Genomic DNA, 26,554 nt, shown 5'->3' with positions numbered 1-26,554 from the left:
ACCTGCGGCAAAACCCTCAACAGCGGGGTGGCCTACCCCCGAACAGAGGAAGGCTTCCTGGGCCCCGCAGTGTGGAGCAGGGCGAGGGTGGCAGGGTCGGGGCAGGCGTCGATGTCAGCGAGGCGGGTGGTTAGGAGGCGAAGAGTGCGCTGAGCTGCGTCGTTGCGGTCCAGGGCAAGCTGGAGCTGGATGATGCGCTGGTAAAGGTGTTCGTTGGTGGGGTCGAGGTCGGCGGCCCGGTTGAGCAGGGCAAGGGCGGGTTCGGGGTCTGCGGAGTGCTGGGCGGTGTGGTCGGCGAGGAGGGCCAGGGCGTCGACGGCGCGGCGGTGCAGGGCTTCGCGCAGGTCGATGGCCCAGAGGTAGTCGGCTCCGTCGCACAGCGGGCCCGTGTATGTGTCGGTCGCGTGCTGGAGGGCTTCGGCGCGGCCGTAAGGGGAGTCGGCAGTGACGGCTTGCTGGAGGGCGTCGGTGAAGTGGGCGACGTCGGTGGAGATGTGCTGCGGGTCGAGACGGTGCCGCTGTCCGTGGGGGACGACGAAGGCCACTTCCTGCTGCCCGGTGGCGTCCCGCAGGATCCGGCGGACGTTGCGGCGAAGATTGGCTACGCGCCGATGCACTTCCGTGGCGCTGCCGGAGATCTGCATTCGGTCGGCGATTTCTTCGCCGCGCAGCCCTCCCGGGTGTGCTGCAAGGAGGGCGAGGAATTCCCGGGTTTCCTCTTTCCGCGTTTCGGCGAGCGCGCATTCTTTTCCGCGTACGGAGAGCGAGAACCCTGAGAAAAGGCGAATGTGCACCGCGCGCACGGACGAGGCGCTGCCCGGGCCCACCGAAGGTGTCGAGGCCTGCTCCGACGGCCGTGGCGGGTCGGACAGCGGCACCGCAGAACGCCTTCCCGGGGATTCCCCGTCGGCCGCCGGAGTCTCGTCGTCGGCCTCGGACGGCGCAGGTGTGCGGGGGCTGTGCTGGTCGCGTGCCCGGCTGAGGGCGGCCAGCAGGTCGACGGCTGGCTGCGGGGCGAGGAGGAACAGGGTCGCCTGGTGCAGCGCGCTCAGGTCACCACCCGCGGTACCGTCCGCGGCAGCGGTGACGGTGTGCCAGGCGGTCCCGGGGCTGGTGTTCTGGCAGGTGACGACGGCCAGTTCGCCGGGTTTGGCGCGGCCGGCCAGGGTTTCCAGGCGGCGCGCGTACGTATCCTCGGTGCCGTCGAGCAGCAGGATGTGGAAAGCCGGTCCGGCGTCCGCGTCCCGTACATCAAGGTGCTGCCGGTGACGGGCGTGTTCGAGCAGGACGTGCTCGGCAACGTCGAGCGCGGCACCGACCGTGGCGACCACCTGCCAGGCCGGCCCCAACTCCACCGCATCTGGCAGCAGCCGGGCCAGCACCGGGGCAGGCACGATCAGTCGTACGTGCGGAGGTCCGGGCCGCAGACGCTCGGCTGCCGCCGCGATGGCGATCACCAAAGCCCGCAACGCATCTCGTGCACCGTCGCCGTAAAGGTGCACTCCACCGGGCACCGCGAGGACGTCCACCGCGACTTCGCGCCCGCCGCTCTCGGCCAAGGTGACGGTGCCGGGTGGCTGCGGATCAGCGGGCGCGGTGTGTCGGGGCGGGCCGTCGGGGGTGTGGTGGCGGGCGGCCCGGGCGGCGAGGTAGGCCCGGTTGCTCGCCTTCACCGAGTCGGCCAGCAGCAGCCCTTCCTCGCCCACCGGAGCCGTCAAGGCGTCGAGGCGGGGCGTGCGGCGGCGGGCCGCGTGCTTGCGTGCGTACCCGAGAGCGGCGGCGATGCCCGCCGCCGTGGTCACGCCGATCAGGGAGGCGGTACCGAGCCCGATCGCCACCGGCCGGTGCGCCTCCTCCCCCGCACGGGCGGCAGGCGAGGCACTCTCGCTCGCACCGCCCGAAACAGAAGGTGACGGCGCGGCCGGAAGCAGCGGAGCAGGCACGGCATCCCCGCGGGGCGACGGCACGGTCGGGGCCGACGGCCGGCTGGATGGTGGCAGCGGCGGCCCTGCCAGGTTGGGCAGGTGGAGTTCCCAGCCGGGCAGGATCAGATCGGGATCGGACAGCAGCTGCCCGTCCTTCTGCCGGATGGTGCAGCTCAGCTGGTAGATCTCCCGCCACTTCAGGGGATCGCCCAGGTGCTGTGCGGCGAGGTCCCAGAGGGTGTCACCGGCCAGCACTCTGTACGAGGTGTACGCGGGCCGCGGCGCCCCGGCGGGGGTCGCGGCCAGGACCTGCTGGAGCGCGGTAGCGGCCACCGGCTGGGCCAGGGAGGTAACCGCGTGGGCCTCGGCGGACGCGGCAGGAAGGCGTCCCAGGCCGCACACGCCGATCAGTACGGTGCCGACGAGCAGCGCGGCGGCAGCCCGGTGCGCGGGCAGCGTCGCGGTACGACGGCGCAGCAAGGTGGCGTCGCGCAGCAGGGCGGGCAGCTTCGCGACCACCCAGCACAGTTCGCGTACCAGAGTGGCCAGGAAGTACCCCCAGCAGACCCACCCGACCAGCGCGAGCACCTGCAACACAAACGGGTCGCTGACCGGCTGGGAGAGCCGGGTAAGCAGGTCGCCCACCGAGGCGACCCGCTCGGGCCAGGGCACCCCGACCGTGACCGCCAGGACGTACGGGATACCCCCGACCGCCGCCGCCAGCGCCACCGCCGCGGCCACCAGGCGCACCCCACCCTGCACCCGCCGCAGGATCGTCACAGGCCTGCCTCCCCTGGCTCGGCCCATGGGGTGCTGGTGCCGCGCTCGATGTGTGCGGTGGCCGAGGCGGTAGTGGTCAGGGAACCGAGGCCGATCAAGGACAGCACCTGCGTGCGCTGGACATGCGTGACGGTCACCTCCGCCTGCGCATCCCGGACCACCACCCGCGCACGATCCCCGGCCACAGCGACCCGGGCATGGGCGGCGGCGGTCGCCGGCCCCGGCTCCAGGCGCATCTGGCGGGTGGCCCGCAGGTGTTCCAGGTCGACCTTCTGGCAGGCAGCACGGGCGGCTTCCTGCGCGGTGTCGGCGGCCCGCACTTTCCCGGCGAGGGCGAGGCCGCCGTCGATGACGAGCCCGGCGAAGAGGAACAGCCCGGCCACCGACACCACGACCACGGCGGTCACCTGCCCTGCGTCCTCACGCCGTCGCTCCCGCTCCCGCCACGAGCGCGGCAGAACGGTGCGCGTCATGTCGCCACTTCCCCTCGGTAGAGGTCCACCACGGACGTCGCGGTCGCAGTGACGTCCATGCTCCGCATCCCGGGTACGTCAAGATCGGCCCGGCAGATCACCGTGACCCGCACCGTCCCACCCGGCTCCAGACCACCCAGTTGGGAGGCGACACGAGGAGTGGTACAGGACGCTCCGGCGCCCGCCAGGCTGGCGCGGGCAGCCCGCAGGGCATTGCCTTGCGCCTGCTCGGCAGTGCGGGCCAGGGAGGCGGCGCGGGCTGCTTGGTGGGCGGCTTCGTCGGCGTCGAGCCGGGCCCCGGCGAGGCGGCCGAAGGCGACGGCCACCAGCGCCAGCAGGATCAACAGCGGCGTCACCAGCACCAGTTCCATGCTGGCCGACCCCCGATCCCGCACCGTCCCGTGTTCACGCTCAGCACGCTTCACGGCGCCACACTCCACCGCTCAACTGGCCCCGCCACATGCCCCGAGACCCGCAGGCGCAACCCGGGCACAACCGCCACCACCTCGCCCTCCACCACCGCCGTCACACTCTGCGCACTACGGCTGACCTTGACCGACGGAGCCCGCAGGACCCGCCCGCCGATCAGCCGCAGTGTCTTCGCCGCGTCGGCCTTTCCGGCGGCCGAGGAGGCATCCTGGGCGCGAGCGGCAGCCAGCGCCCGGGAGGCGGCCGTCTGGGCGATGTGCTGGGCGTGCAGCGCGAGAGCGAACTGCACGATCAGCAACAGCAGCACCATCAGCACCGGCACCGCGAGCACGGCTTCCGTACTCACGCTCCCCCGGTCCCCGCAGCGCCCCCTTCTCCATGTGCGGGCACGGGTGTCAGCCAAGGTCGATGCCGTTCGCCTTGCCCATCACCTTGGCGACGATGACGCCGATCACGGCGATACCCAGGAGGGCCAGCATCGCGGTAACGAGGACCGTCTCCGTGGAGTATCCGCCGTCATCGCCGGACTTCCCCTCACAGACGTTGCGGCCCCAGGCACGGGCGCGAGCGACAAGAGCGCGGTAGTAGTTCATGTCCAACTCCAGTTTCACGAAAGGGATGTTCAGAGCCCGGAAAGGGGTGTTCAGAGTCCGGCGAGGACGTTCTGCATCGCCGGGTAGCCGATGAAGACGAGGAAGCCGCCGAAGAGGACGACGACGGGCAGGGACATCCGCTCGGTCGCGGACTGGGCCACTCCGTCGGCCTCGGTGAGGGCGCGGGTGCGCATGGCGGAGGCTTTGGCCTCCAGCGAGACGCGGATCTTGGCGCCTTCGCTGCCGGCCAGGGAGATCGTCGCGGCCAGCTCGACGAGTTCGCGCACTCCGGTACGGGTGCCGAGCCCGCCAAGCTCGTGCCAGACGTTCGTACGGCCCACCTCGGCCGCAGTCAGCGCCCGGCGCAACTGGGCGGCGGCCCACCCTTGCGGATTGGCCCCGGCGTCAGCGAGAGCCTGATGCACTCCCGCGCCGCCGGCCAGGGCGATCACGGTGAGATTGAGGAAGACCGACAGAGTGTGCCGCAGCTCCTTGCGCCGCCGGGCAGCCGTGGCCCGTACGGACAGATCCGGAGCGAAGAACAACCCCGCCCCGAAGGCCAGCGACGCCACCCCGGACAGCTGCCAGTCCATCCCGGCCCCGGTCAGCCCCCACAGCAGCAGGGACAGAACACTGGGGGCGAGAAACCCGAGCAGACCGGCCACGGCCTTCTCCGCCAGGAACTGCTCGACCGACACCTCGGCGACGAGCAGGTCCCGCCGCAGCTTCGCCGTCGGCAGCCCGCACGCCCGCAGCACAGGAACACCCCTACGCCCCCAGCGGTACGCCCACTTCTCACCGCCAGGCGACGAAGGCTCCGGGCGCGGTATGGCCGAGGGCCGACCGAGGCGGGCGAGCGATTCGGCGAGAGAAGGGCGAGGCGGGTTGAGTCCGTACACCGCCAGGGCGAGGAATCCGCCCAGCCCCAGCCCGAGCAACAGCGCCGTCATCGGACCACCACCTCCGCACCCGCAGAAGTCTGAACGCCCTTGAGGATGCGGGGGTCCTCCTCCAGGGTGGCGATCTTCTTCAGCCACCAGAACGCCACCGCGAACAGTCCGCCCACCCCGGCCAGCACGATCTGCCCGGTCACGGAGGAGTACGGGTCGAGGTAGGCGCGGTTGAGGACGGCCAGGCCGCCCGCCATCGTCAGCGTGGTCCCGGTGATCACCCGTACCGAGGTCCGCACCCGGGACCGCCCCGCCTCCGTACGCAGCCGCATCGTCACCTGCTCACGCGTCGCCGCAGCCAACTGACCCAACAAAGGAGCGAGTTGACGGGCCTGCCGTTCAGCGGCCATGACCAGAGCCGCGGCCACCATGTCGCAGGTCGCGTCGTCAACCTCCTCGGCAAAGGCCCGCAGCGCCTCGCCGAGCGGCTGCCCGCCCTCGATCCGGGCGGCCAACCGCACGGCCTCTTCCTGCACCGCCTCCGGAGCGACGGGAGCGGTGGCCAAAATGGCCTGCTCCAGTCCGGCCGCCGCCGACAGGGTGTCGCGCAGCATCTCCGCCCACAGAGCGACAGCTTCCAGCTTCTCGGTACGGGCCGCCGCCCGCCGGTCCCCGACCAGCAGGTCCGGCAGCGTCAGAACACCGACCACGGTCAGCACTCCGGCAATCGGCCACCCGGTCGCCGCACCCGCCACAACGGCCGCACCAGCAGCGACAGCCCACTGCCGACCGCTCGCCCGCAGCGGCACCCGCCACCTCCGCGCCCCCTCCCCGCTGCCTGCTGGGGGCCGGGCACCGAGGACGACAAGGGCAAGGGAGAGCGCGAGTCCCGCCCCGAGCAGCAACCCGATCAACACGTGCGGGGTCACGAGGTCCTCCCCCAGCGCTCGCCGCGCAGCAGCGCGACGTCGAGCCCGGCGTCCACCAGGTCGTCGAAGGTCTCGGTGCGCACCGGCGCACCGGGAACGGCCCGCCCGTCGGGGCCGGGCCGGTAGACCTCGTTGGAGACGATCTGCGCCCCGTCCGCGTCCACGACCTCCCGCACGGAGTCGATGGCCCGCCGCCCCTCCGCGTCCCAGCCCAGGTGCACCACGAAGTGCACGGCCGAGGCGACCAGCAGGTTCGTGGCCTCCAGCGACAACCGCTCCGGGGACTGGGCGGCGTACGCGGCAAGCTTGGTGAACACCCCGCGCGAGGTCGAGGCGTGGATGGTGGAGAGCGAGCCGTCGTTGCCCTGGCTCATGGCGTTGCACATCGGCACCACCTCCGGCCCCCGGATCTCCCCGACGATCACCCGGTCCGGCGACATCCGCAGCCCCCAGCGCACCAACTCCGCCTGATCCACGGCCCCTTCACCCTCCAGATTCGCCTCCCGCGCCTGAAGAGCCATCACGTTCGGATGCGCGACGCTGTCCTCGTGCAGGCCAAGCTCGAAGGTGTCCTCGATGGTCACCAGCCGCTCCTGCGCGGGAATGACCGAGGCAAGACCACGGGCGAGGGTGGTCTTACCGACGTTCGTCCCACCACCGACGATGATGTTCTTCCGCGCCAACACCAGCGCGGTCAGGAACGCACCGAGGCGCTCGTCGCAGATCTCCAGCCGGTGCACGAGGTCGTCCATGGTGACCCGCTTGAACCGGTGGCGGCGGATCGTCAGCCCCACCCGATGCGAGAGCGCCATCACCGCGAACAACCGGGACCCGTCGGGCAGGCAGATGTTCAGGCTCGGCGACCCGCGATCGAAACGCCGCTCCTCCAGCCCCGAACGGGCCGCGATCTGCCGTACGAGATCGATCAGCTCCCCGTCAGAGGCCGCCACCGGAGCCCGCTGCTCCTCCGTGCCGTCGGCGTACCGGACGAAGACCTGGTCGGCCCCGTTGATCTGGATGTTCTCGATCCGGTCGTCCTCCAGCAGCTCCTGCAACGACCCCAGCCCGAACAGGCCCTCCATCACCTGCCGCTCCAGCTCCGCCCGCTCCTCACCGGTGAGGGTGAGCTGGCCGGCCCGCAGCCGTTGCTGGTTGTACGCCGACAACTCGTCGGCCAGCAGCTTCCGCGCCAGCGACCGCCGCTCACCGGCGTTCTGCACCGGCAGCCCGGACTCGCTGCGGGTGTGAGCGAACCCGGTCAACGTGGCGGCGATGCTCTCCCTGATGCCTTCGGCGGTGTGCCCCGTGCCCGGGGCCGTCTCGATCGTCACTGCGCCCCTCCCCCACTGCTCAGAGCGCGTGCCGCACCCGAGCGTGAACTCATCGCGACCGGCAGGAGCTGCGCCAGTTCACTGCCAAGCCCTCGCGCAGGTCGGCCACTGCCCGCCCCGTCGAGGTGGTGTGCCAAGGCCGAGGCCGCCTGCGTCAGCGACGAACGCACCCACCGACGCCGCCCGAGCTGCCCGTCCCCGCTGAGCACGGCGGCAGCCCGTACATCCCAGGGCACCTTGTGCACCTGCTCCGGCGACACCTCCAGCGCGGCTGCGATGTCCGCCTCACTGAACCGGCACGGCCCAACCACCACCAGCTCGTACGAAGCCCCCTCCAGCCACTCACCCCGTGCGGCCACGTGCGCCAGAGCCTCCACGCTGCCCCGACTCACCAGCACCAGCCGATCCGCACCCCGCGCCAACTCCCGCGACGGACGTGCCCCCAGCCGCCCCAGATCCAACAGCACAGTGCCCTCGTTACCGTCCCCGCCGCGCAGTACGGACGGACGCGCCACGACCTCACCGATGCTGGCCGACGCCTGGTCACCACCGGTCGGTGCGAGCACGAGCCGCAGCCCGCCGGCCACTTCCTGCACGCACCCGTCGAGCTCGTCGCCCTCCCCGTCCCGGTGCGCACCCGCCGCCAGGGCGAGCAACCCCTCCATGTCGGAGAGGCCGAACCGCGCAGCGAGATCACCACCCGCCACATCCGCCTCCACCACCACCGGCCGCACCCCGCTCTCGGCAGGCCAGGCCGCCGCCAGCGCCATGGCGAGCGTGGTCACCCCCGGCGCCCCCTTGAATGCCCCCAATGCCACGACCTTCCGCATCACGACACCTCCTTCACGCCACCACCGAGCACCGCGACCCTCGGCTCGGCCATCTGCGCCGCCCGCCGCACCGCCCCGGCATCCACCAGCAGGGTCACCGCACCCTTCCCCGAGCTCGTCTCGGGCCGGCTCACCGCGTGCACCACTCCCAGCACCGGATCGGGCACCTTCGCCGCCCCCTCCTCCGACGTGGCCGCACCCGCCCCCGGCGCGGCCCCAGGCACCACGGCCACCCGCTGCCCGGCCGCCAGCCCCGCAGGCAACATCCCCGGCTCAGCCCCGATCACCACCAGCGCCTGCCCCGTCCCCGGAAACTCGGCCGCATCGCCGACCTGCCCGGACGCCAGCAACTGCCCGGCCACCAGCGGCACGACAGCCCTCCGCCCCACCACCGCAGCCCGCTCCCCGGCCCGCACCACCTGCGTGGCGTCATCCACTCCCAGCCGTACGACACCCACATCTCCGGCCTCGATCACCGCCCCCGCCGCCACCGGCCGCACCACCGTCAAAATGGGCTGCCGCTCCCCCGCACTGCTCACCACCCACGCCACTCCACCCGCACACGCAATCGCCCCAGCCAGGCCGAGCGCGATCAACCCCGGCCGCCACCGCCGCCGCTCCCCCACCGGGCCACCGGCCGTGCCCGAAAGCCCGCTGCTCGCCGCTCGTGGCGGTCCCAGCAGTGCTCTCGCGCCGCCCGCGCTCCCATTCAGAGAAGCCGACTTCGCCCTGGAAGAAGGCATAGAGATACCCACGGTCCACCTCACTTGTTCAAGAGAAATCCGACGGACGCCACCCCACCGGGGCGTCCCGCACCCGCCCCACCAGGGCGGTCAAAGATCTAGGACGTGACGAGCGCCTGCGCCTCGGCCACTCGCAACGGCATCTGGGCCTGCGACTGCATCCCAGGCACCACGCCCTGCTCGCCCCCGCCCTGCCACTCCACGTCCCACTCCACGGTCACCGAGACGACGTACGCCTCACCTGACCGCCCGGCCGACGACCGCCGAAACGTGTGCCCGCAATCCGGAGACTTCGCATCCGCCGCGAACTTCGCCGAGTACGGTGTCCCCGCCCCCTTGCACACCACGGTGGAGCCGTCCCCCATCACCCACGTCGCCGAACGAGGTGTCGCCTTGGCCGTCACCGACACCCCAGGCACCGAGGCAGTCTCCGACACCGGCTTCCACATCACCGGATCGAGCCACATCCACGTCGGCACCCGCACCAACTGCGCAAACTTCTCATCGGGATTCGTACGAATCACTGGCTTCGGCAACACCAGCTCCTGAACCGCCTGTTGCGCCACCACCGCAGGGTCCGGCGGAGCCGGCGGCGCGTTCTCCGCGTCGCCACCCTCATCCCCGACGGCGGTCTCATCCGGCACCTGGCCCACAAGTGGCACACCCCTCGGCCCGTACATCTGCCCCGGCTGACGCCCCAGGTCCATCGTGCTTCCGGAGGAAGCCCCTTTGCCTCCTTGCGCGTAGCCACGTCGGACCGGGGGCCCCGTCAGCGCACTGGCGGCGGGCGAGCGCCTCTTGCTACTCGCGCTCAATCCGCACTTGGCCCGCTGACACTTCATGCTGGCCCGGTACTCCATGAAGGACCCGCCGGAACTGTCGGCCCAGCCGGGTACAGCGGCGCTCAGCACCAGCAGGGCTCCAACAACTGTCACTACTCCGACGTCCGACCCAGCGCACCGCCTCACTCCGTGCACGACCCAGCCTCCCCCCAGTAGAGCTTGGAGACCTTCCATACACCGGCACCCTGCGCAACAGTGGCCTCCGCACGGTAGTGCGCCCCCTCCAAGGCATCGGAACTTCCACCAGCCTTGACCTGTTTCCACTGGGTGCCGTCAACACAGTCCAACAGCTCGACCTCCGCAGACTGTGACTTCACAACCGACGGTGCGACGCGGACGCCGCCTCGACTCGTGGCTCCGTCCGCCTTGGCCTCTTCCATCATGTCCCGCAGCAGGCCCAGTGCGTCGCCCTGCGCATGATCATCAAGCTGAGGATGCTTCGCATCCGACGTACGAGACGCCTCCGCCGCATCGACCCACATCGCCCGGTATGCCGCGATGGCAGCCTGCTCGGTCCCGCTGGGTGGGTCCGACGCCTTGCCCGCCGCACCTTTCCCTTCCTTCGAAGAGCTGACGCCCTCCACCCGGGGCGCGTTCTCGCTGCACGCGCCCGCCCCGAGCCCCAACACCACGGCGACCAACATGGCCATCGCCACCCGGCGCGCTCCACTCCGTTTCATGAAACCCCCATCCCACCAGCCACTCGTCACCGACAGTGGCTAAACCATCACTGGTGAACCCGTCATGCCCCAGGCTCTCAGCGGCGCAAACAGAATCCGGAACACCCACCTCCTTTTCACTCTTAAGGTGTGAATATCGCCAAGAACAACCGAGAGCTGTCACTTCAAATCACCCGAACGGGCGTGGAGTTCGCGATTCAGCGAACCCACGCCCGGGTATTGGAGACCTCCTCCGCGCCGCCCTCACGCGCTCCCGCCGCGACGCCCACCTCCCCGCCGGGCGATCACACGAGGCACACCTCCCGGCGGCAATGGAAGCGCCACCCAAGCCGTCTTCGCGTTACGCATCCTCGTGAACCCCCAAGCCCCCTTGGTGAGTTCCTGCACGATGTGCAGCCCCCGCCCCCTCTCCGCCAACAAAGCGCAGAGGGCGTCCAGCCCACCACCACGGCACTCTTCCACCGGCTCGAACGGCACAGCGACCGGGAACGCGGGAACCTCCGGAATACGCGGATCGCCATCCTCGACCTCACAGATGACCTCGGCCGCCGTGCACCGCAGCCGCATCTCGTACGGCCCCACCGCATGCTCGGTCGCGTTCGCCACCAACTCGGACACGGCCAGCACCGCGTCGCTGATCGTCTCGCCGTCATAGCCGAGCTGATCCAACGCACGCCGCAGAACAGCCCGCGCCTGAGCCGGAGCACCGGGAGCACAACTCCCCCAGCGAAACAGCACGTCCGGGGCAGCGCCCGAAGACCGTCGCGCGCTCATCGTCGACCTCCCCGAACCGGCGCCGCATGCCGCCCCCGCACGACGAGCCGGTGACGCCCTCGCCCGGGACGTACACAATCGCGCGCCTCGTACAGGGCAAACGGGCCGGCGGCCGTCACGAACGGCAACAACAGCACAGCGGTGAACAGAATCGGTGCCACGGCAAGAACCTCCACGGTGATCGCGGTTGTGGAACGCGACCACCACACCGTGACGCTCTTGTAGAGCGGAACCCCGCTCTCACAAGCGCTTTCAGGTTCTTTCAGAGAGCCCGGAGAGAGGCGTGGCCAGTACGACCCAGCACCGGCCCTCCTCTCCGAATGCAAATCAGCGGTCAGGAAGAAGTACTTCCTGTCACGGAACAACCGACAACCGGCTTCTCTCCACAAGCAGATCGCTGTTGCGGCACGCTTCGATGCGACACGACCGAGCGCGGGACAGGAGGGGAGAGGACGATGGCCAAGCTGACGGAAGAACAACGAGCGCGACGCGCCGCCACCCGGGCTCGACGCAAGGCACTGGCTGCCGAGGAGAGTCACCGACAAGACCGCGAGCGGAGCGCGCGCTGGCGCCGCGAAGGAAAGCCTCTGAGCTGGGCAGAGTACATAGCTGGCGTGCCCTGTCGCGGCTGTGGTGAACCGATGCACGATGGTCGGGGAAATCGGCCGTCGCTGGCCAATCTCACCAAGGATCAGCGGTCCGACTACGAAGCCCTGGAGGAGCGCTTCCAGCAGAGGCATGCCGACTGCCAAGGTGGCCGTTGGGGCATCAGCGAGTCATGGGTCTCCCATTGCTTCCAGTGCTGTCCGACTCCTCCCATGAGCCCTCAGCAGTGGAAGACGTTTCTGAAACTCACGTCTTCTGGGCCCTCTCCGGAGGAACGCAAGAAGTACCAGGATGCCTGGGAGTTGACGCTCACCTGCGATCACGTGATTACCTTCGCCCAGCACCGAGACAACACTTACGCCCCCGCCCTCGCTATGTGCCCGGACTGCAATACCCATCGTGGAGTCATACACAGCGAGCGCATCGGGCCGGCCCACACCGATGACGGCGTACCGATGGAACGCGAGCAGGCGAAGCTGGCACGCTTGACCGACGAACTCGCCCAAGCGAAGAAGGTACTGCTGCGCCAGAAGAAGCAGCTGAACGAATCGAAGAGCCGTATCGAGGAGATCGAGAAGGACCTTCGATCCGCCCATGGAGCCAGCACCGAAACATAGGCAGCCGAAAACACCCAAAGCGGACGGCGTGGCTGCATCAGCATGGCCTCTACCGACATGCCGACATGAGCCCGGAGGCTTCGACCCCTCCGCCCCAGCTCCCTTTTACCCGGTCAGTGCGCTCGCCAGGCAGCCTCACGATCGCCGCTCTTCAGAACCTCCAGCCGCATCCACAACTGCGCGGCAGCCTCTTCATCTCCCTTGTCGACCCGGCGGATAAAGGATCCGAGAGTGTGCAGATCCCGCAGTTCGGTGAGAACGAGCAACCCGGGCCAGCCCGCGAGGTCGTAACCGTACGCTTCAGAAAAGGCCCGCAACTGCTCCTGCGTGCGCCCGAAGCGCACCCCCTGGAACGTGTTGGCCAAGTCCACCTCTCGCGGGCCGAATGCCGCCTCGTCCCAGTCGCCGAGCCGAGCGCCCGCCCCGTCCCACAGAACGTTGCCCGGGTACGCATCTCCATGGATCAGGCCCTCGCCGAGAGGGAAGTCCAGCTGGCTGTACGCCTTCACCAGCTCGTCCGACCGGCCAAGGAGCCAGTCGGCGTCTTCGGAGCTCAGCGCCACGCTGGCGCGGACGGACTCGCGGAGAGACACATGTGGCTGGTAGCTCGGGAGTTCCACCGGAGGCAGCTGCACCTCGTGCAGCTGCCTCAGCAGAACACCTAGGTGATACACGCCCGGCGGCGCCCCCTCCGGCTGCGGGTAGTGGTCCCACAGGCTGACCACATACTCACCGGCAAGGACCGGCTGCTTCACATCAAGTGGCTCCGTGACCGGCACGCCCTGGTCGGCCAGCCAGCGGGTGACGGCTACAGCTCGTGCAATGCTCGCCTCTCCGCCCGCGCGGCTGACACGAACCACCGTGTGGGCTTCGGGCAAGAGAAAGACTGCGGTGGCATGGCTCCGCAGGGGGACCAACGTTTCTGCTTCCATGCCGAGTTCGCGGCAGACCTTCACGGCGGCGGCTTCGGGGCTCAGTGGCAACTCGTTCATCGCAATGACGGTAGCGCTGTCGCCCCGTCCATGACCCGGTAGCACTGGATCAAGTCCGCGAGTTCGCTTGCGTCTCGGTTTCCCCGCAGCGCGGGGCGCCCCATCAGAGAGCTGAGGCGTGTCATCGCGGTGCCCAGCTGCCGGATGCGCATCTCCGGAGGAAGATCCAGGATGTGGCGCACGGCCGTGGTCGCACCGTCCGTGTCGCCCTGGATGATCCCCACGGTGATCAGGTCGATTTGAGCCAAGGCTTCGTCGCCGTAGGAGCGCTCCTCCCGGGGCCCGGAGCGGTAGGCCTCGATCGCTGCTGTGGCGTGTGTCCGCGCCTCGTCGTACTGCCCGATGAGCGTGTACGCACCTCCGAGGTAGTAATCCTGCTTGGCCATGGGGAAGGTGAGCAGCCCACCGAAATGTCCGAGGCCGTCGTTCTGCGGTGTCTCTTCCTGGGCCTGGTGCATGCGGCCGATGGCGGCGAGCGCCCGTGTGTGGTCGCCGACTCTGGCTGCGGTGCGTGCTTCGATCGCGGCGATCCGAATCCTCGACTCGCCCGCCGGCGCCAGGCTCGCGGCGTGCTCGATGAGCTTCAACGACATCCGGCTCTGTGGCGACCATTCGGTGATCAGGGCTACGGTGCCCGCGATCCACGCGCGCAGTCCGGTGTGGTCTGCCTGCTCGGCACAGCTACGGGCAGTACGGATCTGCGTCATCGCGGACTGTTGGTCGCCGAGGTTCTGAGAGGCATGGGCAAGAAGTAGGCAGACCGTTCCCGCCAGCATGAACAACTCGCGGCTCTGCTGAGGTCGTTGTCTTCCCCGAAGGAGGCTGAAGAGTTCGTCTCGCACCGCGATGAGCTGGTTGAAGAGGGGTAAGAGCGGGGCGTGAACGTAGTCGGTCGCGATCCTGGAGACGGTGAATCCCAGCTGCTCCAGAGTGTCGTCGTCGACGTTGCTCGGAGCGATGAGCTCGGCGAACAGGCCAGACGTTTCCGCCGCTCCCGCAGCCAGATCATGCAAGCCCACCGAGGTCGCCGCACCAGCGTCCCCGACCGACGTCCGTGAGTTCTGGGCCGACGCCGAAACCGGGCGAAGTCCTTCCGGCACCTTCAGGGCGTCGAGGAAGGCCTGAGCCTTGTCAAGGCGTGAGAGCCGACGGCTCCCGGATTCCAGTTGAGACAAGTAGCCCTGGCTCAAGCCAGTCAGTCGGGCAAAGTCCTCCTGGCGGAGCCCGGCCAGTTTCCGTACAAGACGGCTGACCAGACCGAAATCCATCGCCCTCAAGGCCACCTTGATCTCGGAGTCCGACCAGACCTGGGCAGGGATGGTGACAGCTTGAGCGGCTGGCCGCGGCGCCTCCTTCTCGCAGGCCCCGCACAGCAGTCCGTCCGGGTTGTAGCGGCTCAGCGGACATCCGCACTGGGTGCATCGGCGCTCGTTCCCCACGGCCCCTCCCGGGCTCGGCCAAGGTGACGATTCCAGCGACTCATGCTGGCATTACCGCCGCCATATTGCAGCCCAACCCCCTTTATTCACACCGGGATATGCGCTCTCGCGCCATGTTCCTCACTCTGGTGCCCCGGTTGATGAGAACGGAGCGGGGAGATCTCCATGTCAGCAACGCCGAAGAGCAGCGCCACCCCCAGTGCGCGCGTCCACGTGCACTCGATCAAACAGCGAAGCACCGAAACCGTCAGGGCCATCGAGGAGTGGGCACTTCCGGACGAACTCGCTTCATGCGGCAAGGCCCGTCAGCTCGTCACTACCGCCCTGCTCAACTGGCAGGTACCAGGTGACGACGCGGTACTCGTCGTCTCGGAGCTCGTCGGGAACGCGCTCGTGCACGGCGAAGGCCCGGTGGTTCTCCGCTTGGCCCACGACGGCCCCTTGGTGCGGATCGAGGTCCGCGACACCAGCTCGGTGCTCCCGTATCGGCATTCTGTTCGGGAGAACGAGGTCGCCGGCCGAGGTCTGTTGATCGTCGGGGAGCTCGCTGCGGACTGGGGAGTGGTAATCGGCCCCGGAAGGTGCAAGACGGTCTGGGCAGAGCTGCCGGTCTGAGGCCCTCCGGGTAGCGCATCTCCCACAGCCGCTCCCCTCCCCCATCACCGAACTGGATCACCAAGACTGGAAGGACCCCCAAGTTGCCTGCCGTCACGCAGCAGCAGATTCAGTACTACCGGCTACGGGCCGCCGAGTACGACGACGCGTACGTCGAGCGGATGGACCTGACTCGCCTCGTCACCGTCCTCGACACCCTGCCTATCCAGGGTGATGTTCTGGAACTGGCCTGTGGCACGGGTCAGTGGACGCAGTTCCTCGCGCCCCGCTCACGCACCCTCACCGCCGTGGACGCAGCCCCGGAGATGCTGTCGGCTGCCCGCGATCGTACGAGTGGCACCGGTACGCGATTCATCGAGGCCGACATCTTCGGTTGGGTTCCGGACCGGCAGTACGACACGATCTTCTTCGCCTTCTGGCTCAGCCACGTACCGCCGGAGCTGCTCCCACAGTTCTGGCAGATGCTTCGGCTCGCCCTCAAGCCAGGCGGCCACGCCGTCCTGCTCGACGATTCCAGGAGGAAGCTGGAGATCGAGGAAGTCGAGCCCGGAGCCGACGTGCCGATGGTGCGCCGTCAACTGACTGACGGAAGCTCTCACTCCGTTGTCAAGGTTCTGCACTCCCCCGCCGAACTCACTCAACAGCTCGGCTCCTTCGGCTGGGCCGCGCAGATCCAGCCGGTCGACCCGTACCACTTCTCGGGAGTCGCACAGCCCGTGGACGGCTCATGACCGGTCACGACCGCCTCTCTGCCGACGGCTACCCGGCCAGGCCGAGCGTGCGCGCCGGGAACGTCATACGGCTGCACATCGCTACCTCAGCCGACCTCTTCCGCGTCGACTTCTACCGGTACGGCGCCACCCCCCAGCTCGTGGGCAGCGTCATATGGGCCGGCCAGCCCGCTCCCTCCGGCCGATTCGACGAGGATTGGCAGTGGCCCGCATACGACTTCTCCGTACCGCGGGACTGGAAATCCGGCGTGTACATCGCGGTGCTCGGCGGGGCACCGCCCTCCGGCCCGCCCGTCCTCGACGCACGCCAGGGCCGCCTGCTGTTCGTGGTCACCCCGCGCGTGCCGTCCGGCAGGAACATCCTCTACAAGGTCCCCGTCCTCACCTATCACGCGTACAACTCCGCAGGCGGAGGGAACCTCTACAGCGCGCCGCAGGTCAGTCTTCGTCGTCCAGGGGGTGGGGTCGGAGGCCCGGTTAAGGGGCTTCCCGATGCGTACGATCCCGCCTCGCCGAGGCAGACGTTCGCCCACTGGGACGCACCCTTCATCGCCTGGATGGAAGCGAACGGTTTCGAGATCGACTTCTGCACCGACCTCGACATCGCGCGCGGCCGGCACCTCGGCGACGGATACCGCCTCCTGCTGTCTGCGGGACACGACGAGTACTGGAGCAGCAGCACCCGCCGTCACGTAACGGCCTTCCGCGACGGCGGCGGCAACATAGCCAACTTCGGCGCGAATACCTGCTGGTGGCGTGTTCACCTCGCAAACGACGCGACCCAAGTGGAGTGTTCGAAGTTCCCTCCGCACGCACCTACCGGAACAGACCCCGACAGTTCGTTCGGCTGCCCCGACCACTGGTGGGAGTCCGAACCCGAGAACACCCTGCTCGGCGTGAGCTACCGCAACGGCGGAGGCCATTGGGACGGCTCACGTACACCGCTCGGCTATACGGTCACTGACGCCGACCACTGGGCCTTCGCCCGTACGGGCCTGCGTACTGGAGAAACGTTTGGCCAAGATCAAGCCCTGATCGGCTACGAGTGCGACGGCGCCGCGTACGCCCTGGACCGCTACGGCCGCCCCCGTCCGACCGGCGAAGACGGTACGCCGCACAACTTCGAGATCCTCGGCATCGCCCCGTTGCCTTCCGACTGGAACGTCGCTGCCCGCGAGCCGGGCGTTTCCAGCCCCCAGGCCGCCACTCTCGGCCTCTACGAGTCCACGGGCACCGTCTTCACCGCCGCGACCACGGACTGGGCACGTCTCCTCGCCTCGGATCCACACGTCGCGGCCATCACACGCAACGTCGTCTCCCGGCTCTCCCAACCCTCCTGACCACCTCAGCCCCATCGAAGGGACAGCTATGTCCTCCTCCATACGTCCGCTCAGCGTCGCCATAGGCGTCAACGGCATCGGCATGGGCCATTCAGTCCGCCAGGGCGTGATCGCCCAGTACCTCCGCGAGCGCGGCCACCAAGTCCAGATCATCACCAACGGCCCTGTCCGCGTCGCTTACTTCCGCGAGCTCGGCTTCCCCACCCGGGACGCCTGGATGCCCACCCTCCTCGCCCGCGAGGACCGCATCCACCTCGGTGACGCCCTGCGTGCGAACATCTCGCAGGTCCCGAAGGGCGCCGTTCAGCACCTCCGCCTGCGGCGCGCATTCGAGCAGAGCGGCGTTCCGGACGTCTTCGTCACCGACTACGAGCCGAACGCGGCACGCCTCGCGTACCACTTCGGCAAGCCGCTCGTCTCCATCGACCAGCAGAGCAAGTACCGGCACCTCGACCTGCCGCCCGTCGGCACGTACGCCCGTACCGCAGACGAGCAACGGCTCCGCTACTTCGCACCCCGCACCGACCGCTCCTTTATCTGCTCCTTCGTCCCCTTACAGGCCGAGGACACGCACCTGGAATTCCTCCCCCCGGTCCTGCCTGAGCGCATCCGCACCGCCACCACGACCACCACACCGCTCGCCACGGCTTACTTCTCCCGCTACTTCTCGCACGGTCCCGAGAACTCAGTGCGCGTCCTCGCGGACGTCTATCGCCAGCACGTTCCGGACCGGACCCTGCGGATCTATGCCCAGGCCTCCGACTTCGGTTCGTTACGCCAGTACGCCGATGCCAACATCGAGATCCATCCGTTCGACCGTGAGGCCTTCCTCACGGACCTCGCCCGCTCCGAAGCCGTCTTCTCCAACGCCGGCTTCAACCTCATCAGCGAGGCCTTCGCCCTCGGGAAGCCGGTCCACCTGGTCCCGCTGCCGACGTACGACCAGCACTGGTGCGCCACGGCGGTCACTCAAGCGAAACTCGGCTCGTGCGCTCCGCAGGTGGAACGCGGCACGGTGCTCGACTTCCTCAGCCGTCAGCAGGAGTTCCGCGCGAACGTCGTACGGCATCGCGATCTGCATCTGCTGGCCGACCCGCGCGAGCGCATCGCCACGTACTTGGAGAGCCTCCAACAGGTGTCCTCCCGCATTCTCGCCCGGTCCGCCAGGTAGCTGTCCATGGACATACCTCAGCTCACCGGCCAGGCGGGCGTCCTCGTGATCACCGGCGTAACGCTGCTCTGCTACCGGACCGCGATTTCCCCGACGGTACGGGCGCTCTCCTCCCGGCCCACCTTCTTCCGGCTGGCTCTCGCTACGGTCCTGATTCTCCTGCTCCTGGCGCTCCCCGCCCCTCATGTGGATGCGCCCTTCCGCTGGTTCATCGCCTTCGTCACGACGCTCCTCACCTGGCAGGGCGCAACCACCGACTTCGACCTGACGGAGCCGGTCCCTGCCCAGCGGCGCGCCAAGCTCATGCTCCTGATGACCGCCGGGTCGTCCCTCTTCTGGCCTCCTGCCCTCCTCCTCTGGCTGGCCGTCTACTGCGGAAAGCTGCGCGGGTGGAAGCACCACGCGATGCTGCCCGTCCGCATCCTCAAGGCGTACCTCGCCTGGTTCGTGACAGCCGCGCTTCTGAACACCCCCTCCACCGGCCCGGCTCTCCTGCTGGTCCTCGGTTGCGTCTCGTTGTCGCACTACGTCAAACCCGCCTGGAGCAAGGCCAGGCTCGGCCCTCGCCCCTGGTCGTGGGCCTGGCACAACCAGACGCACTACCTCGCGGCCTCCGCGTACTGCTGGGGCTGGGCGCGCTTCCTTCGCCCCACGCTCGTCACCCGCGCCCTGAAGTACACGCGGGTCATCAACCGTCCGCTCAACCTGCTCACCATGGCCACGGAGGCGGCCGGCCTGTTCGCCTACTTCGACCAACGGCTGTTCATCGGCGTTCTGATGGCAACGGCACTGTTCAACGTTGCCGTCGTGTTCGCCTCCGGGATCTTCTTCTGGGAGAACATCTGCACCCACACGGCCATGGCGATCACAGTCCTCATGCTCCCCAAGACTCACTACGCCCAGGTGTTCAGCTGGCCGGTAGCGCTGGCCGCACTCGCCATCATCGTCCTGAGCGTCGCCGACCTCCTCTGGCAGCCAGCGCACCTGGCCTGGTGGGACACCCCCTTCACGGCCCGCATCCACTGGCAGGTCGAGACCATATCCGGTACCCGACAGGGCCTCTACAACGACTTCCTCTGCCCGTACGAGCGCGAATTTGGCCGCGTCATGGGCTACTTCCTCACCGACGAACCCGTACTCCACGGTCATCTCGGCATCGTCTGGGACCGCGAGCTCCGTGACCGCATCGTAGAAGCGGACGGGGACCGCGCCGCGCTGCACGCCCTGAAGCAGTCCTTCGGCACGAGCCACCAGGACAAGGCCGAGTCCCTGGCCCACGAAGCGTTCCTCAGCCGTACGTTCACGCAGCTGAACGACGGGATCCCCAAGGGCCCGCTGCCCCGCCGCCTGCACCGTTTCAAGGCCCCGGGCGGCCAGCTCTACCGCTGGGGCGACCTCCCTCCGTACCGCGGCGCCGAACCTGTCCGCCGGATCACCATCCGCTACCAGGAGCGCTACTACCGCCCCACCACCGGCGACTTCCTCCTCCTCACGGACCGACTCGTCCGCACCATCGAACTCCCCCACCCCACCACCAAGGAGAACTCCCCATGCGCAAGGTCTTCATCGACTGCGGCACCAACCTCGGAATCGTCCTGAACCGCTTCATCCACGAGCTCCCGGACCACGACTTCTACGCCTTCGAGCCCAACCCGGAACTCCTGTCCTCCATCCACGCCCAGGTGGCACAGGCGGCCCCCGCGCCCCGGGTCGAGATCTCGCAGAGCGCGGTATGGACGCAGGACGGAACGATCGACCTCTTCCTCGGGCACCACGAGAGCTCCACCGTCATGCCCGGCAAGCGCGTTCCGCCCATGTACGACCAGCAGATCGACTACGACGCCCCGGTCGCCGTGCCGGCCATCGACTTCAGCGCCTGGCTGCACCGCACCGTCGCCCCGGCCGATCAGGTCGTCGTGAAGATGGACATCGAAGGCGCCGAGTATCCCGTGCTTCGCAAGCTGCTCAGCGACGGAACGATCGGCCTGTTCTCCGTCCTGTACATCGAGTGGCACTACGACCGCTTCCCCGCGATGAGCCGCGCCGACCACGACCAGGTCCTCGCCGCCGTATCCGCCCATGTCGACGTCCGCGAATGGGACTGACGTACCGAGAGGCAGGCACCCGTCATGCGCACTCACCACATCTTCCTCATCAAGCACGGCGAGACCGAAGAGAATCGTTTCGGCATCCATCAGGGCCAAACCCTCGGCGGCACCCTCAACTCACAGGGCATAGCCGACATTCGCCAAGTCGCTGCCACGCTCGCCGACTTGAACATCACCATCGATCGGATGCTCGTCAGCCCCATGTCACGCTGTCAGCAGTCCGCCGCCCTCCTGGCCGACCGCCTCGCCCCACCCGAAGTACGCCAGGATCCTCGCCTGTCCGCCAAGAACAGCGGCCACCTCGGAGGAAAGCCGCGCCACGCAGCCGCCGCCGAAGCCGCCACTGCAGGCGTCCCGATCCACCAGCTCCGCACACCGGGCGGCGAGTCCTCAGAGGACGTACAAGCCCGCTACCTGCACCTCTGGAACGAAGTCAGCACCGCCCCGCCCCAGACCACGATCCTCGTCGGCCACGGAGGCGGCATCGCCTGCCTCCTGCTCCACCTCACCGGCCGCAGCTTCGCCGACTACCTCGACCTCGTACCCGGCTCCGCCGCCACAACCTGGATCGAAGTCACCGACGGAACACCGCGCTTCCGCTGCGTCAACGCCCCGCCCCCAAAGCTCTCCGGGCAGCACAACGCCCGCACCACCCCATGATCACCGGGGCAGTACGGGCGTGTGGTGCTTCGCAGACGTCAGCCCGCATCATCACCGCCGAAGCGCTCCCGGTACGACTCCAGGTCCTCCGGGGTGATCTTCGCGAAGAGCACCGGCGGCACCGTGAACGGCGTCCCGGCGGGCACCGCGTCCAGTGCCTTGGCCTGCTCCTCCGTCACCCACACCGCGTTGTCGTCAGCGAGCGAGAATGCCCCGCGCATCGCCTTGGCAGAAGCCGGGATGAAGGGCTCCGAGACCACCGCGTACAGGTGAATCAGGTTCATCGCGGTCCGCAGGGTGAGCGCCGCGCCTTCCTCGTCCGTCTTGATCTCCAGCCACGGGGCCTTCTCCTCCAGGTAGGAGTTGCCCGCGCTCCACAGCGCGCGCAGGGAAGCCGCTGCCTTGCGGTACTGGAGCGCATCCATGTGGCCCTCGTACTCGGCGAGCAGCCCGGCGATCTCCGCGCCCAGCTTCTGTTCGGCCTCGCCGGCCGCCTTGCCCGCCGGAACTTCGTCGCCGAAGCGCTTGCGCGAGAAGGACAGCACCCGGTTCACGAAGTTGCCGAGGGTGTCCGCCAGGTCCTTGTTCACCGAAGAGGAGAACAGCTCCCACGTGAACGAGGTGTCGTCGGATTCCGGGGCGTTGGCCATCAGGAAGTAACGCCAGTAGTCGGCGGGCAGCAGTTCCAGGGCCGCGTCCGTGAAGATGCCGCGCTGCTGCGAGGTGGAGAACTTCCCGCCGTAGTAGTTCAGCCAGTTGAAGGCCTTGACGAAGTCGACCATCTTCCACGGCTCACGCACGCCGAGCTGGGTGGCCGGGAACATCACCGTGTGGAACGGGACGTTGTCCTTGGCCATGAACTCCGTGTGCCGGACGTCGTCGGCCTCGTACCACCAGGACTTCCAGTCGCGCGCTGCCGGGTCGAGGTCCGCCCACTCCTTCGTCGCACCGATGTACTCGATCGGAGCGTCGAACCAGACGTAGAAGACCTTGCCCTCTGCCGCCAGCTCCGGCCACGTGTCGGCCGGGACCGGGACGCCCCACTCCAGGTCACGGGTGATCGCCCGGTCGTGCAGCCCCTCGGTCAGCCACTTCCGTGCGATCGACGAAGCCAGCTGCGGCCACTCACCACCCACCGCGTCGATCCAGGCCTCGACCTCGCCGGCGAGCTTCGACTGGAGCAGGAACAGGTGCTTGGTCTCGCGGACCTCCAGCTCGCTGCTCCCGCTGATCGCGGACCGGGCGTCGATCAGGTCCGTCGGGTCGAGGACTCGGGTGCAGTTTTCGCACTGGTCGCCGCGGGCCTTGTCGTAACCACAGTGCGGGCACGTACCGACGATGTAGCGGTCCGGCAGGAAACGGTCGTCGGCGATCGAGAAGACCTGGCGGATGGCCCGCTCCTCGATGAACCCGTTCTCCTTCAGCTTCCGCGCGAAGTGCTGGGTAATCTCAACGTTCTGCTGCGAGGAGCTGCGGCCGAAATAGTCGAAGGCGAGACCGAACCCGTCGTAGATCGCCTTCTGCGCATCGTGCTGCTTCGCGCAGAACTCGGCGACCGGCAGCCCAGCGGCCTTCGCGGCCAGCTCAGCCGGCGTGCCGTGCTCGTCGGTGGCGCAGATGTAGAGGACGTCGTGACCGCGCTGGCGGAGGTACCGGGAGTACACATCCGCCGGAAGCATCGACCCGACCATGTTGCCCAGGTGCTTGATCCCGTTGATGTACGGCAGCGCGCTGGTGATCAGGTGACGAGCCATCCTCGGATGCTCCATTTCGTACGTACGCCGCCCATGGCCAAGCCACGGCGGACCCAATTGCGGAGACCCGCACCAGGGCGACCACACCGGTCGCACCGCAACATCACACAACGTGACGCATCAGCTTGCGGGCCGTGCCCATCGTAACGAACCGGGCCCGCTCGCTTCCCCACGGTTTCCAGGGACCGCGCCAGCCCGAAAGGCGAACCGCTGGAGCCGAGCCCGAACCGGTGCTGTGCCAGAAAAGACGCTCGGCCGCACAGGACAGGCGGCCAAGCGAGTCCCGTACGGCCAAGCGATCCCCATTCTAGGCCCCGTCCACCCTCGCCCTCCACACCCACAGTCCGCGCCCCACCACAAGGAGATACGACACCGTGCACCAGCCACTCCGCGTCGTCGTCCTAGGCCAGGGTTACGTCGGCTTACCGCTCGCCGTCCGCGCCGCCGAAGTCGGCCACCAGGTCGTCGGCCTCGACACTGACGTCGCCCGCATCAAGCACCTGATGTCGGCCGAGTCCTACGTCGAAGACATCCCCGACACCCGACTCGCCCCGCTCCTCGCCACCGGCGCCTACCGCCCGACCATCGACCCGTCGGACTGCGCGAACTTCGACGTCGCCGTCGTCACCGTCCCCACACCCCTCCGGGACGGAGCCCCCGACCTCTCCCACGTCGAGGACACCGCCCGCCTGCTCGGCACGCACCTCACCCCCGGCGCGACGGTCATCCTCGAATCGACGACCTACCCCGGCACCACCGAGGAACTCTTTGCCCCGCTCCTCGCCGAGACCTCGGGTCTAACCCCCGGCCAGGACTTCCACCTCGGCTACAGCCCCGAACGTATCGACCCCGGAAATCGCACCTGGACCCTCGAATCCACCCCCAAAGTGATCGCCGGCATCACCCCCGCCTCCACGGCCGCCCTCCACCGCTTCTACGCCACACTCGTCGACACCGTCGTCCCGGTAGCCACCTGTAAGGAAGCCGAGCTGACGAAGCTCCTGGAGAACACCTTCCGGCACGTGAACATCGCCCTTGTCAACGAACTCGCCATGTTCGCGCACGACCTGGACATCGACATCTGGTCCGCGATCGACGCCGCCTCCACCAAGCCCTTCGGCTACATGCGCTTCACCCCGGGCCCCGGCGTCGGCGGCCACTGCCTGCCCGTCGACCCCTCGTACCTCTCCTGGCGCGTCCAACGCGCCCTCGGCCACAGCTTCCGCTTCGTCGAGCTCGCCAACGACGTGAACAACCACATGCCCGACTACGTCGTCCGCCGCCTCACCGAGGCCCTCAACCACCGCAACAAGCCGGTCAAGGACGCCCGCATCCTCCTCCTCGGCCTCGCCTACAAACCCAACACCGGCGACGCCAGAGAAACCCCCGCCTCCCGCATCGCCCACCTGCTCATCACCATGGGCGCCCACGTCAGCGCAGCCGATCCTCACGTCCTGGACGAAGCTCACCCCCAGGCCAGCCCCCTCCTCGCCATCCCCCGCACCACCCTCACGCCACCGGCGCTCGCGGCCACCGACGCCGTCATCCTCCTCGCCGACCACGACGCCTTCGACTACACGGCGATCACCGAGCACGCCCCGTTCGTCCTCGACTGCCGCAACCGCCTCACCGGCCCCCACATCGAATCCCTCTAACTCCCCACTCCCCAGGAGCCCCACCCATGATCGTCACCATCACCGGCGGAGCCGGCTTCATCGGCAGCAACCTCGCCCGCACCCTGACCCAGCACCCGAAGTTCACCGAGGTCCGCGTCCTCGACAACTTCTCCACCGGCTACCGCGAAAACCTCGCCGACCTCACCACCATCGCCCTCATCGAGGGCGACATCCTCAACCCGGCCGACCTCGACACGGCCTTCCAGGACGTGGACGCAATAGTCCACCTCGCAGCCCTCCCCTCTGTCCCCCGCTCGGTCAAGAACCCCCTGGCCACCCACCACGCGAACGCCACCGGCACCCTCCAGGTGCTCGAAGCCGCCCGCCGAACAGGCAACCCCCACGTGATCGCCGCCTCCTCGTCCTCGGTCTACGGAGCCACCCCCACCCTCCCCAAACACGAGGCCCTCCCCACCGCCCCCATGAGCCCGTACGCCGTCTCCAAGCTCGCCACCGAGGCCTACCTCACCGCCTACCACCACAGCTACGACCTCCCCGTCCTCCCCTTCCGCTTCTTCAACGTCTACGGACCCCGCCAGCGCGCAGATCATCCGTACGCGGCAGTCATCCCGAAGTGGCTAACGGCGGCCCGGTCCGGCCGCCCCTTACCCCTTCACGGGGACGGCACCCAGAGTCGTGACTTCACATACATCGACACAGTGTCCGACACGATCGCGGATGCTCTCCTCCGCAAGGTCGTCAGCTCCACCCCCGTCAACCTCGCTTTCGGCGCGCGGACGTCGCTGCTGGAGCTTGCCAGAACGATCGAAGAGCGGGTCGGCAACGCCCTCCCGATAGAGGCCTCAGGGCCGCGACCGGGCGACGTTTCGGCTTCCCAAGCGGATCCGACACGGCTCCGGACCCTCTTCCCGAGGGTCAACCCCACTTCGCTAGGCGCCGGGTTGTCAGCAACCTTCCAGTGGCTGTCGAGCGCGGGGTTGCGGTGACGAGCGCGACATCCCTCTGCTTCGCCTCGCCGCCGAAGGATGCCACCAGGCCGACCGACACGCACCCAGCCACCCTGGTTGCCGAAGCACTCTTGCGTTCCACCATGGCGTTCCTGCACGACCGCTCAAGAAGGTGGCACGTCCCGCGGCGGTTGCGTTCCGCTCGAAGATCACGAGGGAGACACCGGGACCTCGGCGCGAGGTCTGGCCGGAACGTTCAAGCGCCGCCACCTCCGTCCGAGTCCGTGGACCTCACAGGGGTCGTAATCAGGATCCTTGGCAAGGTTCTGCAAGTGCTCGTACTCGGTACCGCCACTGATCGCCAACACCCGAATCCACGCCTCTCGCACAGGCCCCTCTGCCAGTGCCGCGACCATTCCCTGCCTCCACTCCGCCCAGGTCGACCCACTGACCCACCCCGCCTTCCGCAACGCCAGCTCGTCCTCGCAGAGACCGAGGTACAGGCGTACGGCGCGCTCTTCAGCGGTCGTGTCCCTCTCCCCGGCGAAGCCGGTCATCGGCATCTGATCGAGGAGCTTCCAGTACCGAGCCGTATAGAAGTCTTCGACCTGCCGAACGCGGGAGCGAGCGGTACCGCACAGCCCCGCGATAAAGGTGCTGAGAGCGAGGACAGCACCGCCGAGCGTGATCCACGCTTGATACGTCATAGGGAAATGAT

General features: G+C 68.4%; 27 protein-coding genes. 10 read left to right on the top strand and 17 right to left on the bottom strand.

The features are described from left to right. Positions 1 to 32: 32 nt before the first annotated feature. From OG897_RS36560 to OG897_RS36500, 13 genes are all read right to left on the bottom strand, one after another. The gene (locus tag OG897_RS36560; RefSeq protein ID WP_266664010.1) at positions 33 to 2,705 is read right to left on the bottom strand and encodes a BTAD domain-containing putative transcriptional regulator; all 2,673 of its coding nucleotides are present in this window, start codon (positions 2,703 to 2,705) and stop codon (positions 33 to 35) included. Beyond that, entirely contained in the window at positions 2,702 to 3,178 is a 477-nt protein-coding gene (locus OG897_RS36555) for a pilus assembly protein TadG-related protein (protein WP_266664008.1), read from the bottom strand. Before OG897_RS36555 ends, OG897_RS36560 begins: the two co-directional genes overlap by 4 nt. Then, positions 3,175 to 3,603 (bottom strand): TadE/TadG family type IV pilus assembly protein, encoded by a 429-nt coding sequence (locus OG897_RS36550; protein WP_323188155.1) that lies wholly within the window; start codon positions 3,601 to 3,603, stop codon positions 3,175 to 3,177. Before OG897_RS36550 ends, OG897_RS36555 begins: the two co-directional genes overlap by 4 nt. Beyond that, complete coding sequence (locus tag OG897_RS36545; protein ID WP_266664006.1) at positions 3,600 to 3,953, bottom strand: TadE/TadG family type IV pilus assembly protein; 354 nt, start codon at positions 3,951 to 3,953, stop codon at positions 3,600 to 3,602. Before OG897_RS36545 ends, OG897_RS36550 begins: the two co-directional genes overlap by 4 nt. Before the next feature lie 49 nt (positions 3,954 to 4,002). Beyond that, entirely contained in the window at positions 4,003 to 4,218 is a 216-nt protein-coding gene (locus OG897_RS36540) for a hypothetical protein (RefSeq protein WP_266664004.1), read from the bottom strand. Between the two features lie 32 nt (positions 4,219 to 4,250). Next, positions 4,251 to 5,150, bottom strand: a complete 900-nt coding sequence (locus OG897_RS36535) for a type II secretion system F family protein (protein WP_266664002.1) — start codon at positions 5,148 to 5,150, stop codon at positions 4,251 to 4,253. Beyond that, positions 5,147 to 6,019: a type II secretion system F family protein gene (locus tag OG897_RS36530; protein WP_266664000.1), complete on the bottom strand. Its 873-nt coding sequence runs from the start codon at positions 6,017 to 6,019 to the stop codon at positions 5,147 to 5,149. Before OG897_RS36530 ends, OG897_RS36535 begins: the two co-directional genes overlap by 4 nt. Next, the gene (locus tag OG897_RS36525) at positions 6,016 to 7,350 is read right to left on the bottom strand and encodes a CpaF family protein (protein ID WP_266663999.1); all 1,335 of its coding nucleotides are present in this window, start codon (positions 7,348 to 7,350) and stop codon (positions 6,016 to 6,018) included. The genes OG897_RS36530 and OG897_RS36525 overlap by 4 nt, the downstream gene beginning before the upstream one ends. Further along, the gene (locus OG897_RS36520) at positions 7,347 to 8,180 is read right to left on the bottom strand and encodes a hypothetical protein (RefSeq protein WP_266663997.1); all 834 of its coding nucleotides are present in this window, start codon (positions 8,178 to 8,180) and stop codon (positions 7,347 to 7,349) included. Before OG897_RS36520 ends, OG897_RS36525 begins: the two co-directional genes overlap by 4 nt. Further along, a complete protein-coding gene (locus OG897_RS36515; protein ID WP_266663995.1) occupies positions 8,180 to 8,719 on the bottom strand; it encodes an SAF domain-containing protein in 540 nt (179 codons plus the stop codon). Before OG897_RS36515 ends, OG897_RS36520 begins: the two co-directional genes overlap by 1 nt. 302 nt (positions 8,720 to 9,021) lie before the next feature. Beyond that, on the bottom strand, positions 9,022 to 9,576 hold the full coding sequence (locus OG897_RS36510) for a hypothetical protein (RefSeq protein WP_266663994.1): 555 nt from the start codon (positions 9,574 to 9,576) through the stop codon (positions 9,022 to 9,024). Between the two features lie 311 nt (positions 9,577 to 9,887). Continuing rightward, positions 9,888 to 10,421, bottom strand: coding sequence for a hypothetical protein (locus OG897_RS36505; RefSeq protein ID WP_266663992.1), 534 nt, complete (start codon positions 10,419 to 10,421; stop codon positions 9,888 to 9,890). 267 nt (positions 10,422 to 10,688) lie between these two features. Further along, complete coding sequence (locus tag OG897_RS36500; protein WP_266663990.1) at positions 10,689 to 11,219, bottom strand: ATP-binding protein; 531 nt, start codon at positions 11,217 to 11,219, stop codon at positions 10,689 to 10,691. A gap of 455 nt (positions 11,220 to 11,674) precedes the next feature. Between OG897_RS36500 and OG897_RS36495 the strand changes: the two genes are divergently transcribed. Then, entirely contained in the window at positions 11,675 to 12,442 is a 768-nt protein-coding gene (locus OG897_RS36495; RefSeq protein ID WP_266663988.1) for a hypothetical protein, read from the top strand. Between the two features lie 113 nt (positions 12,443 to 12,555). Here OG897_RS36495 and OG897_RS36490 read toward each other — a convergent pair whose 3' ends face one another. Then, positions 12,556 to 13,434 carry a phosphotransferase enzyme family protein gene (locus OG897_RS36490; RefSeq protein WP_266663987.1) on the bottom strand — a complete coding sequence of 293 codons (879 nt, stop codon included), beginning with the start codon at positions 13,432 to 13,434 and terminating at the stop codon, positions 12,556 to 12,558. Beyond that, positions 13,431 to 14,873 carry a helix-turn-helix domain-containing protein gene (locus tag OG897_RS36485; RefSeq protein ID WP_266663986.1) on the bottom strand — a complete coding sequence of 481 codons (1,443 nt, stop codon included), beginning with the start codon at positions 14,871 to 14,873 and terminating at the stop codon, positions 13,431 to 13,433. The genes OG897_RS36490 and OG897_RS36485 overlap by 4 nt, the downstream gene beginning before the upstream one ends. A gap of 165 nt (positions 14,874 to 15,038) precedes the next feature. Here OG897_RS36485 and OG897_RS36480 point away from each other — a divergent pair, with 165 nt between their 5' ends. The 7 genes from OG897_RS36480 (at position 15,039) to OG897_RS36450 (ending at position 21,498) form a co-directional block, all read left to right on the top strand. Continuing rightward, a complete protein-coding gene (locus OG897_RS36480) occupies positions 15,039 to 15,488 on the top strand; it encodes an ATP-binding protein (RefSeq protein ID WP_266663984.1) in 450 nt (149 codons plus the stop codon). A gap of 83 nt (positions 15,489 to 15,571) precedes the next feature. Next, entirely contained in the window at positions 15,572 to 16,219 is a 648-nt protein-coding gene (locus OG897_RS36475; protein WP_266663982.1) for a class I SAM-dependent methyltransferase, read from the top strand. Continuing rightward, positions 16,216 to 17,559, top strand: a complete 1,344-nt coding sequence (locus tag OG897_RS36470) for a N,N-dimethylformamidase beta subunit family domain-containing protein (protein WP_266663980.1) — start codon at positions 16,216 to 16,218, stop codon at positions 17,557 to 17,559. Before OG897_RS36475 ends, OG897_RS36470 begins: the two co-directional genes overlap by 4 nt. Positions 17,560 to 17,587: 28 nt before the next feature. After that, complete coding sequence (locus OG897_RS36465) at positions 17,588 to 18,730, top strand: glycosyltransferase family protein (protein ID WP_266663978.1); 1,143 nt, start codon at positions 17,588 to 17,590, stop codon at positions 18,728 to 18,730. Positions 18,731 to 18,736: 6 nt separating this feature from the next. After that, the gene (locus tag OG897_RS36460; RefSeq protein WP_266663976.1) at positions 18,737 to 20,329 is read left to right on the top strand and encodes a hypothetical protein; all 1,593 of its coding nucleotides are present in this window, start codon (positions 18,737 to 18,739) and stop codon (positions 20,327 to 20,329) included. Next, complete coding sequence (locus OG897_RS36455) at positions 20,281 to 20,835, top strand: FkbM family methyltransferase (RefSeq protein WP_266663974.1); 555 nt, start codon at positions 20,281 to 20,283, stop codon at positions 20,833 to 20,835. Before OG897_RS36460 ends, OG897_RS36455 begins: the two co-directional genes overlap by 49 nt. Before the next feature lie 24 nt (positions 20,836 to 20,859). Beyond that, positions 20,860 to 21,498, top strand: a complete 639-nt coding sequence (locus OG897_RS36450; protein WP_266663972.1) for a histidine phosphatase family protein — start codon at positions 20,860 to 20,862, stop codon at positions 21,496 to 21,498. Between the two features lie 38 nt (positions 21,499 to 21,536). Here the strand turns inward: OG897_RS36450 and metG are convergent, their stop codons facing one another. Continuing rightward, positions 21,537 to 23,252 carry a methionine--tRNA ligase gene (metG, locus tag OG897_RS36445; protein WP_266663970.1) on the bottom strand — a complete coding sequence of 572 codons (1,716 nt, stop codon included), beginning with the start codon at positions 23,250 to 23,252 and terminating at the stop codon, positions 21,537 to 21,539. Between the two features lie 374 nt (positions 23,253 to 23,626). On the opposite strand from metG, the gene OG897_RS36440 reads away from it, so the two are divergent. Together OG897_RS36440 and OG897_RS36435 are read left to right on the top strand one after the other, a co-directional pair. Continuing rightward, positions 23,627 to 24,907: a nucleotide sugar dehydrogenase gene (locus tag OG897_RS36440; protein ID WP_266663968.1), complete on the top strand. Its 1,281-nt coding sequence runs from the start codon at positions 23,627 to 23,629 to the stop codon at positions 24,905 to 24,907. Positions 24,908 to 24,933: 26 nt separating this feature from the next. Then, positions 24,934 to 25,875 (top strand): NAD-dependent epimerase/dehydratase family protein, encoded by a 942-nt coding sequence (locus OG897_RS36435; protein WP_266663967.1) that lies wholly within the window; start codon positions 24,934 to 24,936, stop codon positions 25,873 to 25,875. A gap of 170 nt (positions 25,876 to 26,045) precedes the next feature. Here the strand turns inward: OG897_RS36435 and OG897_RS36430 are convergent, their stop codons facing one another. Continuing rightward, positions 26,046 to 26,543: a hypothetical protein gene (locus OG897_RS36430; protein WP_266663966.1), complete on the bottom strand. Its 498-nt coding sequence runs from the start codon at positions 26,541 to 26,543 to the stop codon at positions 26,046 to 26,048. Between the last annotated feature and the right edge of the window lie 11 nt (positions 26,544 to 26,554).

The organism is Streptomyces sp. NBC_00237 (assembly GCF_026342435.1).
Taxonomy (GTDB): Bacteria; Actinomycetota; Actinomycetes; order Streptomycetales; family Streptomycetaceae; genus Streptomyces.
The sequence above is the reverse complement of the archived record's forward strand: the minus strand, read 5'-3'. Positions and strand labels throughout refer to the sequence as shown.